Origin of the sequence: Sphingopyxis sp., assembly GCF_035250425.1 — a bacterium.
Lineage (GTDB): Bacteria > Pseudomonadota > Alphaproteobacteria > Sphingomonadales > Sphingomonadaceae > Sphingopyxis.
In genome coordinates this window covers 1-13,791 of record NZ_DATFFD010000199.1, presented here as the reverse complement: position 1 = coordinate 13,791, position 13,791 = coordinate 1, and the positions used below count along the sequence as shown (strand labels likewise).

Here is a 13,791-nt window from a genome sequence, read left to right as displayed (position 1 = left end):
CGCCGGATTGCCGTTGCCGCGCCCCGGGCGCGTGCCGCGCGGGTCGTCATGGTCGCGGTCGGGGCGGTTCCAGCCGCCGGGGCGGCCCGGCCGGCCATCGACCGGACGCCCGTCGCGGTCACCACGATGCCAGCCGGGACGCCCCGGCTTCCAGTCATTTCGCCCGCCATGATATTTCCACCACGCGCGGCGCCCGCCCCAATAGTTCAGATAGCGGTCGCGCAGCGGGTAGCGGTTGCGGTAATTGTCGAACATCCACATGCCATAGCCGGGGTAATAATAGCTGTCGTACCAGCCGCCGCCGAAACCGATCTGGGCAAAGCCGCTGCCATAATCCGACGCGTCGTAGCAGTCATAGCCATAGCCGTCGTCATAGGCATAGCCGTCATAATCATAATAGGCGTCGCCATAGCGTGCGGCGCAATCGCCCCGCGACGCATAGCTCGCGCCATAGACGTCGCCATAATAGCAACCGCCGAGCGTCGTCGTCGCGAGAACGCCGAGCGCGATGGAGAGGGGGCGCTTCAAACTCTTCGCCATGGGCTTTGTCCTTTTCCGGGTCCAACCGATGCGACCCGTCACTTGATAACGAATTTGCGCGAGTCGAGTTGAATTTGCGGTGAATGGTCAAAGCCGCCGTCCGACGCCTTACTTGCATCAGTGTCAGTAGTTCGTTACCCATGACGCCAACGATGATGGACGAGGATTCGCCCCGATGAACGCGCCGACGAATATTCAGCCCGCGAACAGCCTATGGTCCGAAAAGCGCTTCGGCCCCGACACGCAGCACTGGCTGCCGCGCAACCCCGCCGCGACGCTCGACCATATCCCCGGCGAGGACGGCCTGCCCGTGCTCGGCACGACGCTCGACCAATTGCGCGACTATCCCGGCTTTGCGGACCGCATGGTCGCGAAATATGGCCGCGTCTATCGGAGCAACAGCTTCGGCGGGCGCAGTGTTGCGCTCCACGGACCCGAGGCGAACGAGCTCGTCATGTTCGACCGCGAGAAAATCTTTTCGTCCGAACAGGGCTGGGGGCCGGTGCTCAACCTGCTCTTTCCGCGCGGGCTGATGCTGATGGATTTCGAAAAGCATCGCGCCGACCGCAAGGTCTTGTCGGTCGCGTTCAAGCCCGAACCGATGCGCCACTATGCCGATTCGCTGAACGAGGGGATCAAGGGCCGCATCGGCCAGTGGAGCGGCAAGACCTTCAAATTCTATCCGGCGATCAAGGAGCTGACGCTCGACCTCGCCGCGACGAGCTTCCTCGGCATTCCGTGGGGGCCGGAGGCCGACAAGGTCAACAAGGCGTTCGTCGACATGGTGCAGGCGTCGATCGGCGTCGTGCGCGTGCCCTTGCCCTTTACCGCGATGGGCCGCGGCGCGAAGGGGCGCGCCTATCTGGTCGACTATTTCGGCAAGATGGTGCCGCAGCGGCGCGACGGCACGGGCGAGGACATGTTCAGCCAGATCTGCCGCACGCGCGACGACAATGGCGACCATATGAGCGTCGAGGCGATCGTCGACCATATGAATTTCCTGATGATGGCGGCGCACGATACGATCACCAGTTCGATCACGACGCTCGTCTGGGAACTTGCGCGCAACCCCGAATGGCAGGACAAATTGCGCGAGGAAATGCTGAGCGTCGCGCCCGCGGGCGAGGGGGTCGGGCACAACAGCCTCGGCCAGCTCGAAATGACCGAATGGGCGTTCAAGGAAGCCCTCCGGCTCGTGCCCCCGGTGCCGAGCTTCCCGCGCCGCGCATTGAAGGATTTCGAATATGGCGGCTACCGCATCCCCGCGGGCACGTCGGTCGGGGTCAGCCCCGCCTTCACGCATATGATGGAGGAGCATTGGCCCGAACCCCAAAAGTTCGACCCGATGCGCTTTTCGCCCGAGGTCGCGCGCGAGCGGCACAAATATGCGTGGGTTCCCTTCGGCGGCGGCGCGCATATGTGCCTCGGGCTGCATTTTGCGTACATGCAGGCGAAGATCTTCTTCCACCATGTGATCACGACGCACCGCATCACCGTCGCCGACGGCTATGCGCCCGAATGGCAGGTGCTGCCGATCCCGCGGCCGAAGGACGGGCTGACGGTGAGCTTCGTTCCGCTTTAGCTGCGGATGGCGGTTTAGGGGTGGGGAGCGGACATAGCCAGTTCCTCCCCGGAACGGGGAGGTGGCAGCCCGCAAGGCTGACGGAGGGGTCGAAACCTCTCGTCAAGACGCACCGTCCCGACCCCTCCACCACCGCCTACGGCGGCGGTCCCCCTCCCCGTTCAGGGAAGGAACTAAAACGTCCGCAACCGGTCGAAAGCAGCCCTTTTCTCTTTCGGATCGCCAGCGCAGCCTTCCGCCCGTTCCTCACCCCCGGATAAACAGGCTCCGGATCCACGGCGACCGCGCGCGCGTCGCTTCGCGCCAGTCGCCCTCGTCGCCCGCATCGGCGGCGATGCGACTGGGGTCGAGCAGCTTCAACCGCGCGCCGCGAAAGGCCGCGCCGCGATAGGTCACGAACGTCAGCCCATGTTCGAGCGCGGTCGCAGCGAGGAGCGCGTCGCGGTCGCTGTCGAGCGGGAGAGCGGCGCGGCGGCGCGCGATGGTCAGATCGACCGGCAGGACGCGGCCTTCGAACGCGGGCAGCACTTGCCCGTCGATCCAGCTCTGCCACGCCGCGCCCGCCGCCTTACCCTGCTTGGCCGCGAGCGCGGCGGCATTTTCCAGCTCGACGAGCGAGAGCGCCGACAGGAACATCGATTGCGGCGAGGTGCGCTGCGCCCATCCGGCGAGTGCCGCGCCGTCGGCGCGGGCGTGGCGCAGGTCGAACAATATCTCGGCATCGAGCAGGAACATCAGCTATGCCCGCCCAGCGCCTTGCGCAGATGTCCGCGATCGAGCACGATCTCGCCGGGCGGCGCGGCGAGCAATTGCGCCATATTCTCCCGCTCGCCGCTGAGCTGCCGCCAGGCGTCGATGCTGATCAGCACATGCGTGGGCCGTCCGCGGTCGGTGACGAACACCGGCTCGACAAGCGCGAATCGCTTCGCGCGGCTGACATCCTGATTGAGTTCGCGGCTCGTGACGCGCCTCATGACCACCTCTCGCGGATGCAAAATGGTATCGCTCACATGTAGGTATGTTACTACACTGTGGCCGACCCGCAACAAAAATGATCGTTGCGCCGGAAATCGATGATCGCGGGCGCGCCCGATTACCGGCGCGGCATTGCGCGCGCGGCGCTTTCATGTCTCCTGATACCCGGAACGGACGGATCGCGGCGATATTCAGATCGCGGACGTCACGGTGGGAGAGGGGAATTGGTATCCAATATGTTCGATGAACTGTTCCGCGCGATCGGCGACGTGCTCGGCGCACACGGCCCCGCGGTCAATTCTGCGGCCAGCTATACGCCGACCGATTTCAGCATCCATTTCTTCCTCCAGATCGCGGTGATCCTCATCGTCTGCCGCGCCGTCGGCTGGGCCGCGAAGAAATTCCTCGGGCAGCCGCAGGTCGTGGGCGAAATGATCGCCGGCGTCCTCATCGGCCCCTCGCTTTTCGGCCTCTTCTTCCCCGAATTTCAGGCGGCGCTGTTTCCCAAGGAAACGCGGAGCATCCTCTACGTCTGCGCGCAGGTCGGTGTGGGCCTGTACATGTTCCTCGTCGGCACTACGCTCCGCCTCGACCATTTCCAGTCGAAGGCGAAGAGCGCGATGGGCGTATCGGCGGCGGGCATCGTCGCACCCTTCCTGTTCGCTGCCCTGACCACGCCGTTCCTGCTCGACGTGCCGGGCCTCTTCACCGAGGGGCTGAGCCAGGGCAGCGCGACTTTGTTCATGGGCGCCTGCATCGCACTGACAGCTTTTCCGATGCTCGCGCGCATCATCAATGAACGCGGCCTTGCGAACACCGCGCTCGGCACGCTCACGCTGACCGCCGGCGCATTCGACGATGCAGTGTCGTGGTGCGTGCTCGCGATCGTGCTCGCGACCTTTGGTGGCGGTCCCGGCGTCGCGTTGATCGCGATTACGGGCGGGCTCAGCTTTGCGCTGTTCATGTTCTTCATCGGGCGCCGGCTGCTCGTCCCGCTCGGCCGGATCGTCGAGGAACGCGGCGAGATGAGCGACACGATGCTGTCGATCGTGCTGATGCTCTTCGCGCTCTGCGCCTTCGTCATGGACGCCGCGGGTATCCATGCGGTGTTCGGCGGCTTCATCCTCGGCGTCTGCGTGCCGCGCGGCAAGTTGACCGAGGAGATCAAGCGCAAGATCAGTCCGATCACCATCCTGCTCGTCCCGATCTTTTTCACTTACTCGGGGCTCAACACGCGGCTCGACACGGTGAACAGCCTGACCTTGCTCGCGCTCGCTTTCGGCATATTGCTCGTCTCGATCGCCGCGAAGTTCGGCGCGTGCTGGTTCGCCGCGCGGCTCGCGGGCGAGGACAACCGTACCGCGCTCGGCATCGGCGCGCTGATGAATGCGCGCGGGCTGATGGAACTCATCATCATCAACATCGGGCTGCAAAAAGGCATCATCGGCCCGACGCTCTTCTCGATGATGGTGCTGATGGCGATCGTCACCACGGTGATGGCGGGGCCGCTGTTCGAATTCGTCTATGGCCGCAAGGCGCGCGAGACGGGCGAACTCGGCCAGCTCGGCACCGACGGTCCCGACCAGCCGCAGGGCGACATGGGACTGGCGGCCAAACCCGCCTGAGATCAGGCTGTCGCCGCACCCGCGTTGATTTGGTCGATCATCGCGCGGTGCGCGGGCAGCTCGCTCGCGGCGCGGTCGCCAAAGCTCTTGATCCGCGCAAAGATGCGCTCGGCCTCGGCGGTGTCGGGAAATTCCTCGCGCACCGGCGACAGGTCGGTGCGATATTCCATGCCATAGAGGATGTACTGATAGTTGAAGAAGGCGAAGCTTTCGAGGTCGAGGATGAAATCGAAGCGCCCCGGCGGGCGATAGCGCCACTCTTCGAGCAACTCCTTCAGCCGGTCGGGGATCGACGCCGGGTCGCCATTGTCGCGCCAGAACGCTTCCTTCCGCTGGCTCAGGCAATAATGGAGCTTCAGGAAGTTGATCGTGTTTTCGTACCGCGCCGCCATCAGCTCGTTGAAGCGCCGCGCGGGCGCGCCGACGGGGCCGTTCAGCGGGAACATCTCGGCGATCATCGCCGCCGCGGTCTCGATCATCACGAGTCCGGTCGATTCGAGCGGCTCGAGGAAGCCGCCCGACAAGCCCACCGCGACGCAATTCTTGACCCATGACGCAGGGCGATAACCCGCCTCGAAAGGGATCGAGCGGACATTGACGTCATGGCTGCGCCCGCCGGTATAGGCGGCGAGGACTTCGGCGGCGCGGTCGTCGCTCATATGGCCGCTCGAATAGACGCAGCCGATGCCGCGGGCGCCGGCAAGGCCGATGTCCCACGTCCAGCCCGCCTCGTGCGCCGCCGCGATCGTATAGCTTTCGAGCGGCACGTCGGGGCGATCATAGGGCAGCTTGCACGCGAGCGCGCGGTCGGTGAACAGCTGATCCCGCACGCCCTTGAACGGCGATTGCAGCGCACCGCCGATCAGCTCGGCGCGGAAACCCGAGCAGTCGATATAGAGATCCGCGGCCAGCGTCCCATGCTCAGCCGTTACGACATGGTCGATCGCGCCGGTTTCGGGATCGAGCGCGACCCGGGTCAGTGTGCCGCGAAGGCGCGCCACGCCCATCGCGCACGCCTCCGCCGACAGCACTTCGGCGAGCCGTGCGGCATCGAAATGATAGGCATAGTTCAGCGGGCCGGTGAATTCGCCCTCGCCGGGACGCTTCGGCGCGCGCTGCTCCTCGGCGACGCGGTTCTGGATCGTCATCGCCTCGGCGAACGGCCGCCGTGCCTTTTCGTCCTGGAGCAGCCAGTAGGAGACGAGGCTGTAGCCGTCGCCATGATAGGGCGCCTCGAACGGGTGCAGATAATGGCTCGACTGGCCTTCGGCGGGCGTGCGCACCCAATCGTCGAAGCGGATGCCCTGCTTGAAGGTGGCCGAGGTCGCGCGCACGAACGCGCGCTCATCGATGCCGATGAATTGCAGTGTATTGCGGATCGTCGGAAAGGCGCCTTCACCGACCCCGATGCTGCCGATCTCGTCCGATGCCAGCAAGGTGATCGACAGCCGCGGATTGCGCGGCAGGTCGAAAAAGCGCGCGAGATAGGCGGCGGTGAGCCATCCGGCGGTGCCCCCGCCAACGATCAGGATCGAGCGTTTCGCCATGCGAAACGCTATCGAGCCGCAAAGCGCTTTCAACAAGCGGTAATTTGCGGCACGCAGAGCGGACACGATGAAGACTCTCCGCCCCTATCTGATCTGGTTCGCCGTCGCGCTGCTGCTGACCCTCGGCGCGATCCTCGGCATGCAGTGGGTGCGCGATCATCCCGAGCATATCCCCGGCGCGCGCTTCGAACTGGCGCATCCACAGGGCTGGGCGACGAACCGCAAGCTGGTGGCGCTCGCGGGTGATGACAGCGCCTGCTTCGCTGTCTTCGACCGCGCGGAAGCGGGCTATCTCCGGCGGCCCGCGATCGGTACTGGTGCGTGCCGCGCGAGCCAGCGCATGATCCTGACCGGCGACCGTTTCGTGCCGACGATGCGCCCCGCGAACGTCGCGCCGGGCTGCGCGGTGACCGCGGCGATGGCGCTATGGAACCGCGACGTCGTCCAGCCGCTCGCGCGCAAGCATTTCGGGCAAAAGGTGGTCGAGCTTGAAAATCTCGGCAGCTATAATTGCCGCAAGATCGCGGGCGAGCAGGCGCAGAGCCAGCATTCGACCGCCAATGCGATCGACATTTCGGCCTTCGTCCTCGCCGACGGCACGCGCATTTCGCTGATCAACGACTGGGGTCCGGGCGACAAACGCAGCGAGTTTCTGCACGAGGTTCGGAACGAGAGCTGCGGCCTGTTCAGCACCATCTTGTCGCCGGACTATAATAGCGCGCACGCCGACCATTTCCATATCGACATGGCGGCGCGGACGGCGGGTTGGACTGTCTGCCGCTAGGCGCGCCGCCCGCCGGTGCCCGGCACGAGCATCGGCGTCGTCTCGCGATAGGCGACATAGTCGGCGCCGAAAGTGTCGACCAGGTTGCGCTCCTCCAGCCGGATCGCGATCAGCATATAGATCGACAGACCCACGGCGAGCAGCAGATGCCCCGCGGTCATCGCGGGCGTCGCCCAGAAGGCGAGGAAGAATCCGGCGTAGAGCGGATGCCGCACGAGTTTGTAGAAGAGCGGCTGGCGCAGTACCGGCGCCGCTGCCGCCTTTTCGCGCAGCGCGAACCACGCCTGCTGCAGCCCGAACAGCTCGAAATGATTGATCAGGAAGCTGCTGGCGAGAACGATCAGCCAGCCGAGCCCGAACAGCGCCCACAGGATCGCGACGCCCAAAGGATTGGTGACGGTCCAGACGGGTGCGGTCAGTTGATGCCAGAACAGCATCAATATGATCAGCGCGAGGCTGGCGAACAGCACATAGGTGCTGCGCTCGATCGCGGCGGGGACGATATGCGTCCACCTGGCCTTGAAACTGGGCCGCGCCATCACGCTATGCTGGATTCCGAAGAGCGCGATCAGCGCTATATCGATCAGCGCGGCTTTCCCGGGCGCGGCAACCCGCGCGAAGTCGACCGTCACCGGAACGAACGAGAGATTGCCGACAAAGGCGATAAGATACAAAAAGGTCGCGAAAAAGACCGCGTAAGCCACTGTGGCATAAAGCAAATAGAGCGCACGCATCATGACAGCCCCTGCTATTTCGGGGCGTTATAGCATGTTTTTCGCGGAAATGCGCGCCTAGACGGTAAAGCTCTCACCGCAGCCGCACGCGCCCTTGGCGTTCGGATTCTCGAACACGAAGCCCGCGGCGAAATCATCCTCGACCCAGTCCATGACGCTGCCGATCAGATAGAGCACCGATGCGCCGTCGATGTAGAAGACGCCGCCGGGCGTTTCGATCTTCTCGTCGAACTTCGCTTCTTCGGTGACATAGTCGACCGAGTAGGCGAGTCCCGAGCAGCCGCGGCGCGGGGTCGACAGACGCACGCCGATCGCCCCCTCGGGCGCAGCCGCCATCAGCTTCGCGATACGCGCTTCGGCTCCAGCGGTCAGGGCAACGGCGGCGGGTCGGGTGCGGGTCTTGGTCTCGGTCATCACATACTCCTATCCCTCTCCCCTTGTGGGAGAGGGTTGCGTAGACTTGCCAGCTTGCTGGCTAGTCGTAGCTGGGGGAGGGGATGTGGTCGCTCGCGATCGCGAACACCCCTCTTCCAACTTCGCCTAACGCCTATCGGCGCAAGGCTTCGTATCCTTCTCCCGCAAGGGGAGAAGGGTTATTACAACATCCCCAGTTCGAGCCGCGCTTCGTCGCTCATATTCTGCGGCGACCATGGCGGATCCCAGACCAGATTGACCTCGGCATCGCCAACCCCCGGCACCGCGCCGACGCGCAGTTCGACCTCGGCGGGCATCGATTCCGCGACCGGGCAGTGCGGGGTGGTCAGCGTCATCGTGACGAGAACATGCCCCTCATCGATCTCGACATTATAGATCAGGCCAAGGTCATAAATATTCACCGGAATTTCCGGGTCGAAGATGTCTTTCAGCGCATTGATCACGGCTTCGTACAAGTCGCCGCCGACCGCGCCGGGCTCGACCGCCGCAGGCTTGGCCGCGAGGAAGCCTTCGAGATAGTCGCGCTTGCGCTCCAGCTTCTCGGGGGCACTTTCCACGTCCTCGACGCGCGCCTTCGGCGGTGCCGCGACGCTTTCCACTTCCTCGACCCGAATCCCGGTCTCACTCATGCGGTCCTCGCTCATCCGAAAATCCTCTCGACGCGGGCGAGGCCATCGATCAGCGCCGCCACATCGTCGTCATTGCTGTAAACGCCAAAACTCGCGCGCGCGGTCGCGGGGACACCCAGATGCTCCATCAGCGGCTGCGCGCAATGGTGCCCGGCGCGGATCGCGACCCCGCTTTCATCCAAGATAGTGCCGATGTCGTGCGGATGAACCCCCGCCATCGAAAAGCTCACGATTCCGGCACTGTTTTCAGGGCCGAACAGCGCGATGCTGTTCTTGCGCGCCAGTGCCTCGCGCAGCGTTCCGACCAGCGCGCATTCATGCGCGTGGATCGCGTCGATGCCGATCGCCTCGACATAATCGACCGCCGCCGCGAGCCCGATCGCTTCGACAATCGCCGGCGTGCCCGCCTCGAAGCGCGTGGGGGCGGGGGCATAGGTGGTGCGCTCGAAGGTCACGCGGTCGATCATCGACCCGCCGCCCTGCCACGGCGGCAGGCGATCGAGCTTGTCGCTCCACAGCACGCCGATACCCGTGGGGCCGTAAAGCTTGTGCCCCGAGAAAACATAATAATCGCAGCCGAGTGCCGAGACATCGACGGGCAGTCGCGGCACCGCCTGGCATCCGTCGATCAGCAGTTCGGCGCCGACACGGTGCGCGAGTTCGGCTGCGCGCGCGACGTCGAGCGGGCTGCCGAGCACGTTCGAGACGTGCGCGAAGGCGACCATATTATGTTCGGGGGTCAGCAGCTTCTCGGCGGCATCAAGGTCGATGCGGCCGTCGGCGGTCAGCGGGCACACATCGACCTGCCAGCCCGCGAGCTGCCACGGCACGATATTGCTGTGATGCTCAAGCACCGACAGCAGCACGCGGCCCTTCTTCGGGTACGAGTAAGCGACAAGGTTGATCGCTTCGGTCGCACCGCGCACAAACGCGATCTCATTCTCGCGCGCGCCGATAAACGCCGCAATCCGCCGCCGCGCCGCTTCGTAAGCGAGCGTCATGTCGGCCGAGCGCGCATAGACGCCGCGATGCACCGTCGCATAGTCGCGGCCCATCGCATTCACCGTGGCGTCGATCACCGCCTGCGGCTTCTGCGCGGTCGCGGCGGTATCGAGATAATGCCAGCCGGGGGTGAGGCCGGGGAAGTCGGCCCTGATGTCCCCCTCCCGCAGGCGGGAGGGCATGTTGGTGGCCGCCGCGACGCTCACACCAGTTCCCCCAGCTTCGCCAGCGCCAGTTCCTGCAGCCGCGCCTCATCCTCGGCGCCATCGAACACGCCGGCAACAAACGCCTGCAGCATCAGCTTCTTCGCCTCGCCCGGCGGCAGCCCGCGCGACTGGAGATAATAGAGCGCCATCGCATCGAGCTCGCCGATCGCACAGCCGTGCGCGCATTTCACATCGTCGGCGAAGATTTCGAGCTCGGGCTTGGCGTTGGCGGTCGCGCTGCGGTTCAGCAGCATCGCCTTCACATCCTGCTCGCTATCGGTCTGCTGCGCATCGCGCGCGACCGCGACCTTGCCGAGATAGGTGCCGGTCGCGGTGCCGCCGAGCACCGAGCGCACCACCTGCCGCGATGTCGCGCCGGGTTCGGCGTGGGTGACGGTGGTGATGATTTCGAGATTCTGCCCAACGACCTCAAACGCGCCGCCGATCTGCGCCGCGCCGAGGTGGAAGTCGGCGCCTTCGTGGAGGGTGACGGCGAGTTCGATGCGGCCATAGGCGCCGCCGATGTTCAGCACATGCAGCGCGGCGACCGCGCCCTTGCCGAGCACGAGTTCGATTTGCCGGATTTCGCCTGCATCCTGCACTATCGCGCGGCGGAGTTCGCCGCCAGCCGGAACAATGATGCTCTCGGGCACGGGCAGCGGCCAGAGGCGCGCCAGCGCCTCCATATCGCTGTACCGCCAAGCCTCCTCACGGCGTGTCGGGATTGGCGCTACCATCACGGCCTGTCCCCCTTCGCGTCTTCGCGTCTTCGCGTTAACTGAATCATTTCTGGCTCACGCGAAGACGCGAAGACGCGAAGAAAAGGAATAGCGCCTGCGGCGCGGAGATGGGTCACGCCATTATCTCCGCATAGCCATGTTCCTCGAGTTCGCGCGCCAGTTCGGGTCCGCCCGACTTGACGATGCGGCCGGCGGCCAGCACATGCACGAAATCGGGCTGCACATAATCGAGCAGCCGCTGATAATGGGTAATCAGCAGCACCGCCTTGTCGGGTCGCCGCATGATTGCGTTGATCCCGTCGCCGACGGTGCGCAGCGCGTCGATGTCGAGGCCCGAGTCCGTCTCGTCGAGGATCGCGAGCCGGGGGTCGATGATTCCCATCTGCACCATCTCGTTGCGCTTCTTCTCGCCGCCCGAAAAGCCGACGTTCACGGGGCGCTTGAGCATGTCCATGTCCATCTTGAGCAGCCCCGCCTTTTCGCGCGCCACCTTCAGGAACTCGCCGCCCGACAGCGGTTCCTGCCCGCGCGCCTTGCGCTGCGCATTGAGCGCTTCGCGCAGGAACTGGACGTTCGACACGCCAGGAATTTCGACCGGATATTGGAAGCCGAGGAACAGTCCCGCCGCGGCGCGCTCGTGCGGTTCGAGGGCGAGGAGGTCGATCGGCTCCTGTGTTCCCCCGCGCAGGCGGGGGTCCAGGGCGGGCTGACCCGCGCCATCCAGCTCTGGGCCTCCGCCTGCGCGGGGGAACGGGGGGGGAGTGAACGTCACCGAACCCTCGGTGACCTCATAACCGGGCCGCCCGCCGAGGACATAGGACAGCGTCGACTTGCCCGCGCCATTGGGCCCCATGATCGCATGGATTTCGCCCGCGTTGATGCTGAGCGACAAGCCCTTCAGGATCGGCTTGTCGGCAACGGTGGCGTGGAGGTTTTCAATCTGGAGCATCTAATCTCGTATCCGTTTCAATGGCCGACGCGCTGCGCACGGTCGGTTCGAATCTTTTTGAGCAAATTCAGGAAGTTCGGTTTGGCTTGTGTATCAAGCTGAGCCTTCAGCTCGCTTGCTTGTGCCGCGGCATATTCTTTGTCGAGCGCGGCATAGAGCTGGCCTTTCAGATCCTTGCAGCCTTCGACCGCGCTCGCGAAAATCGCCTCGTCGGTCGCTTCTGTCTTTGTCATGCGGACCGCGTAGGTTGTCATGCAGCGGTCATTGGTCTGCGCTAGCATCATCGCATTGGGCTGCGCTGATTGGGCAACGGCCGGTTGCGAGGCAAGGGCCATAACAAACGCAAATCCTGTTGATAGGATAGACCTCATCCCACACTCCCCTCTAGCGAAATCCCCAGCAACTTCTGCGCCTCGACCGCAAATTCCATCGGCAGCTGCTGCAAAACTTCCTTGGCGAACCCATTGACGATCAGCGCCACCGCCTCTTCCTGCCCCAGCCCGCGCTGCATCGCGTAGAAGAGCTGATCGTCGCTGATCTTGCTCGTGGTCGCTTCATGCTCGACCTGCGCCGAGGGGTTGCGGATTTCGATGTACGGCACGGTGTGTGCGCCGCTGAGCGACCCCAAAAGCAGGCTGTCGCACTGGGTGAAATTGCGCACCCCTTCGGCGTTCGGCGCGACGCGCACCAGCCCGCGATAGGTGTTGTTCGACTTGCCCGCGCTGATCCCCTTCGACACGATGGTCGAGCGCGTGCGCTTGCCATTGTGGATCATCTTGGTGCCGGTGTCGGCCTGCTGGTAATTGTTCGTCACCGCGACCGAATAAAATTCGCCGACGCTGTCGTCGCCGTTCAGCACGCAGCTCGGATATTTCCAGGTGATCGCCGAGCCGGTTTCGACCTGCGTCCACGACACCTTGCTGCGCTTGCCCTGGCACAGCGCGCGCTTGGTCACGAAATTATAGATGCCGCCCAGCCCCTCGGCATTGCCGGGATACCAGTTTTGCACCGTCGAATATTTGATCTCGGCATCGTCGAGCGTCACCAGTTCGACCACCGCGGCGTGCAGCTGGTTCTCGTCGCGCATCGGCGCGGTGCAGCCTTCGAGGTAGCTGACGTACGCGCCCTTGTCGGCGATGATCAGCGTGCGCTCGAACTGCCCGGTATTTTCGGCATTGATGCGGAAATAGGTGCTGAGCTCCATCGGGCAGCGCACGCCCTCGGGCACATAGACGAACGTCCCGTCCGAAAAGACCGCGCAGTTGAGCGTCGCGAAATAATTGTCGTGCATCGGCACGACCTTGCCGAGCCACTTTTTCACGAGCTCGGGATATTCGCGGATCGCTTCCGAAATCGACAGGAAGATCACCCCCGCGCGCTTCAATTCCTCGCGGAAGGTGGTCGCGACGCTGACGCTGTCGAACACCGCGTCGACCGCGACCTTGCGCGCGCCCTCGACGCCGGCGAGCACCTTCTGCTCCTCGATCGGGATGCCGAGCTTTTTATACACCTCGAGGATCTCTGGATCGACCTCGTCGAGGCTGCCAAGCTTGGGCTTCGGCTTCGGCGCCGCGTAATAATAGGCGTCCTGATAGTCGATCGGCGGCACGTTGAGCTTCGCCCAGTCGGGCGTTTCCATCGTCAACCAGTGACGAAACGCCTTCAGCCGCCAGTCGAGCATCCACTCGGGTTCGTTCTTCTTCGCGCTGATGAAGCGGACCGTTTCCTCGGTCAGCCCCTTCGGCGCGAAGTCGGTCTCGATCGTCGAGGACCAGCCATGTTCATAATCGGCGACCTTCGCCGCGGCATCGTGCGCGGCCTGGTCCTTGACGATAACGTCTTTCACGGGGAGTTCGGTGTTGTCGGTCATATCTCTAACTCGTCGCCCCCGCGAAGGCGGGGGCCGCAGGAGGGTTTACGCTGTCGTCGCTGCGAAGGCCGACAGCGGCCCCCGCCTTCGCGGGGGCGACGGTGAGTGCAGGGGCGACGCTTAAAGTCGCCAAACTAATCTCCGCCAGCGCCCCGCGCACTGCGCCGTTCACG

Annotated in this window: 14 protein-coding genes and 1 pseudogene; 3 read left to right on the top strand and 12 right to left on the bottom strand. The window is 64.4% G+C overall.

The window, feature by feature from the left end; all coding sequences use genetic code 11:
- Window positions 1–540: pseudogene (locus VJ811_RS11930) on the bottom strand (hypothetical protein); the annotation flags it as partial.
- Between the two features lie 175 nt (window positions 541–715).
- Between VJ811_RS11930 and VJ811_RS11925 the strand changes: the two are divergent.
- A complete protein-coding gene (locus VJ811_RS11925; RefSeq protein WP_324072576.1) occupies window positions 716–2,122 on the top strand; it encodes a cytochrome P450 in 1,407 nt (468 codons plus the stop codon).
- 246 nt (window positions 2,123–2,368) lie between these two features.
- Here VJ811_RS11925 and VJ811_RS11920 read toward each other — a convergent pair whose 3' ends face one another.
- Together VJ811_RS11920 and VJ811_RS11915 are read right to left on the bottom strand one after the other, a co-directional pair.
- Window positions 2,369–2,857: a PIN domain-containing protein gene (locus VJ811_RS11920; protein WP_324072573.1), complete on the bottom strand. Its 489-nt coding sequence runs from the start codon at window positions 2,855–2,857 to the stop codon at window positions 2,369–2,371.
- The gene (locus VJ811_RS11915; protein WP_324072571.1) at window positions 2,857–3,096 is read right to left on the bottom strand and encodes a type II toxin-antitoxin system prevent-host-death family antitoxin; all 240 of its coding nucleotides are present in this window, start codon (window positions 3,094–3,096) and stop codon (window positions 2,857–2,859) included. The genes VJ811_RS11920 and VJ811_RS11915 overlap by 1 nt, the downstream gene beginning before the upstream one ends.
- Window positions 3,097–3,333: 237 nt before the next feature.
- Here VJ811_RS11915 and VJ811_RS11910 point away from each other — a divergent pair, with 237 nt between their 5' ends.
- Complete coding sequence (locus tag VJ811_RS11910; protein WP_324072569.1) at window positions 3,334–4,722, top strand: cation:proton antiporter; 1,389 nt, start codon at window positions 3,334–3,336, stop codon at window positions 4,720–4,722.
- Window positions 4,723–4,724: 2 nt separating this feature from the next.
- On the opposite strand, the gene VJ811_RS11905 is transcribed toward VJ811_RS11910, so the two are convergent.
- Window positions 4,725–6,269 carry a tryptophan halogenase family protein gene (locus VJ811_RS11905; protein ID WP_324072567.1) on the bottom strand — a complete coding sequence of 515 codons (1,545 nt, stop codon included), beginning with the start codon at window positions 6,267–6,269 and terminating at the stop codon, window positions 4,725–4,727.
- 67 nt (window positions 6,270–6,336) lie between these two features.
- Between VJ811_RS11905 and VJ811_RS11900 the strand changes: the two genes are divergently transcribed.
- On the top strand, window positions 6,337–7,053 hold the full coding sequence (locus VJ811_RS11900) for an extensin family protein (RefSeq protein ID WP_324072565.1): 717 nt from the start codon (window positions 6,337–6,339) through the stop codon (window positions 7,051–7,053).
- Here the strand turns inward: VJ811_RS11900 and mddA are convergent.
- The 8 genes from mddA to sufB all read right to left on the bottom strand — a co-directional run bounded on the left by mddA (window position 7,050) and on the right by sufB (window position 13,618).
- Window positions 7,050–7,790, bottom strand: coding sequence for a methanethiol S-methyltransferase (mddA, locus tag VJ811_RS11895; protein WP_324072563.1), 741 nt, complete (start codon window positions 7,788–7,790; stop codon window positions 7,050–7,052). The genes VJ811_RS11900 and mddA overlap by 4 nt on opposite strands.
- 54 nt (window positions 7,791–7,844) lie before the next feature.
- Window positions 7,845–8,201, bottom strand: coding sequence for an iron-sulfur cluster assembly accessory protein (locus VJ811_RS11890; protein WP_324072561.1), 357 nt, complete (start codon window positions 8,199–8,201; stop codon window positions 7,845–7,847).
- Window positions 8,202–8,383: 182 nt separating this feature from the next.
- Complete coding sequence (locus VJ811_RS11885) at window positions 8,384–8,851, bottom strand: SUF system Fe-S cluster assembly protein (protein WP_324072559.1); 468 nt, start codon at window positions 8,849–8,851, stop codon at window positions 8,384–8,386.
- 11 nt (window positions 8,852–8,862) lie between these two features.
- A complete protein-coding gene (locus tag VJ811_RS11880; protein WP_324072579.1) occupies window positions 8,863–10,035 on the bottom strand; it encodes a cysteine desulfurase in 1,173 nt (390 codons plus the stop codon).
- A gap of 20 nt (window positions 10,036–10,055) precedes the next feature.
- On the bottom strand, window positions 10,056–10,796 hold the full coding sequence (locus VJ811_RS11875; RefSeq protein WP_324072577.1) for a SufD family Fe-S cluster assembly protein: 741 nt from the start codon (window positions 10,794–10,796) through the stop codon (window positions 10,056–10,058).
- A gap of 115 nt (window positions 10,797–10,911) precedes the next feature.
- Window positions 10,912–11,748 carry a Fe-S cluster assembly ATPase SufC gene (gene sufC, locus VJ811_RS11870; RefSeq protein WP_324072557.1) on the bottom strand — a complete coding sequence of 279 codons (837 nt, stop codon included), beginning with the start codon at window positions 11,746–11,748 and terminating at the stop codon, window positions 10,912–10,914.
- 17 nt (window positions 11,749–11,765) lie between these two features.
- Window positions 11,766–12,083 (bottom strand): hypothetical protein, encoded by a 318-nt coding sequence (locus VJ811_RS11865; protein WP_324072555.1) that lies wholly within the window; start codon window positions 12,081–12,083, stop codon window positions 11,766–11,768.
- A 32-nt stretch (window positions 12,084–12,115) separates the two neighbouring features.
- On the bottom strand, window positions 12,116–13,618 hold the full coding sequence (gene sufB / locus VJ811_RS11860) for a Fe-S cluster assembly protein SufB (RefSeq protein WP_324072553.1): 1,503 nt from the start codon (window positions 13,616–13,618) through the stop codon (window positions 12,116–12,118).
- Between the last annotated feature and the right edge of the window lie 173 nt (window positions 13,619–13,791).

Excerpts from the sequence above, each read along its gene's own strand:
- VJ811_RS11925 (WP_324072576.1), top strand. The coding sequence starts at position 716 with ATGAACGCGCCGACGAATATTCAGCCCGCGAACAGCCTATGGTCCGAA.
- VJ811_RS11920 (WP_324072573.1), bottom strand. The coding sequence starts at position 2,857 with ATGTTCCTGCTCGATGCCGAGATATTGTTCGACCTGCGCCACGCCCGC.
- VJ811_RS11915 (WP_324072571.1), bottom strand. The coding sequence starts at position 3,096 with ATGAGGCGCGTCACGAGCCGCGAACTCAATCAGGATGTCAGCCGCGCG.
- VJ811_RS11910 (WP_324072569.1), top strand. The coding sequence starts at position 3,334 with ATGTTCGATGAACTGTTCCGCGCGATCGGCGACGTGCTCGGCGCACAC.
- VJ811_RS11905 (WP_324072567.1), bottom strand. The coding sequence starts at position 6,269 with ATGGCGAAACGCTCGATCCTGATCGTTGGCGGGGGCACCGCCGGATGG.
- VJ811_RS11900 (WP_324072565.1), top strand. The coding sequence starts at position 6,337 with ATGAAGACTCTCCGCCCCTATCTGATCTGGTTCGCCGTCGCGCTGCTG.
- mddA (WP_324072563.1), bottom strand. The coding sequence starts at position 7,790 with ATGATGCGTGCGCTCTATTTGCTTTATGCCACAGTGGCTTACGCGGTC.
- VJ811_RS11890 (WP_324072561.1), bottom strand. The coding sequence starts at position 8,201 with ATGACCGAGACCAAGACCCGCACCCGACCCGCCGCCGTTGCCCTGACC.
- VJ811_RS11885 (WP_324072559.1), bottom strand. The coding sequence starts at position 8,851 with ATGAGTGAGACCGGGATTCGGGTCGAGGAAGTGGAAAGCGTCGCGGCA.
- VJ811_RS11880 (WP_324072579.1), bottom strand. The coding sequence starts at position 10,035 with ATGCCCTCCCGCCTGCGGGAGGGGGACATCAGGGCCGACTTCCCCGGC.
- VJ811_RS11875 (WP_324072577.1), bottom strand. The coding sequence starts at position 10,796 with ATGGTAGCGCCAATCCCGACACGCCGTGAGGAGGCTTGGCGGTACAGC.
- sufC (WP_324072557.1), bottom strand. The coding sequence starts at position 11,748 with ATGCTCCAGATTGAAAACCTCCACGCCACCGTTGCCGACAAGCCGATC.
- VJ811_RS11865 (WP_324072555.1), bottom strand. The coding sequence starts at position 12,083 with ATGGCCCTTGCCTCGCAACCGGCCGTTGCCCAATCAGCGCAGCCCAAT.
- sufB (WP_324072553.1), bottom strand. The coding sequence starts at position 13,618 with ATGACCGACAACACCGAACTCCCCGTGAAAGACGTTATCGTCAAGGAC.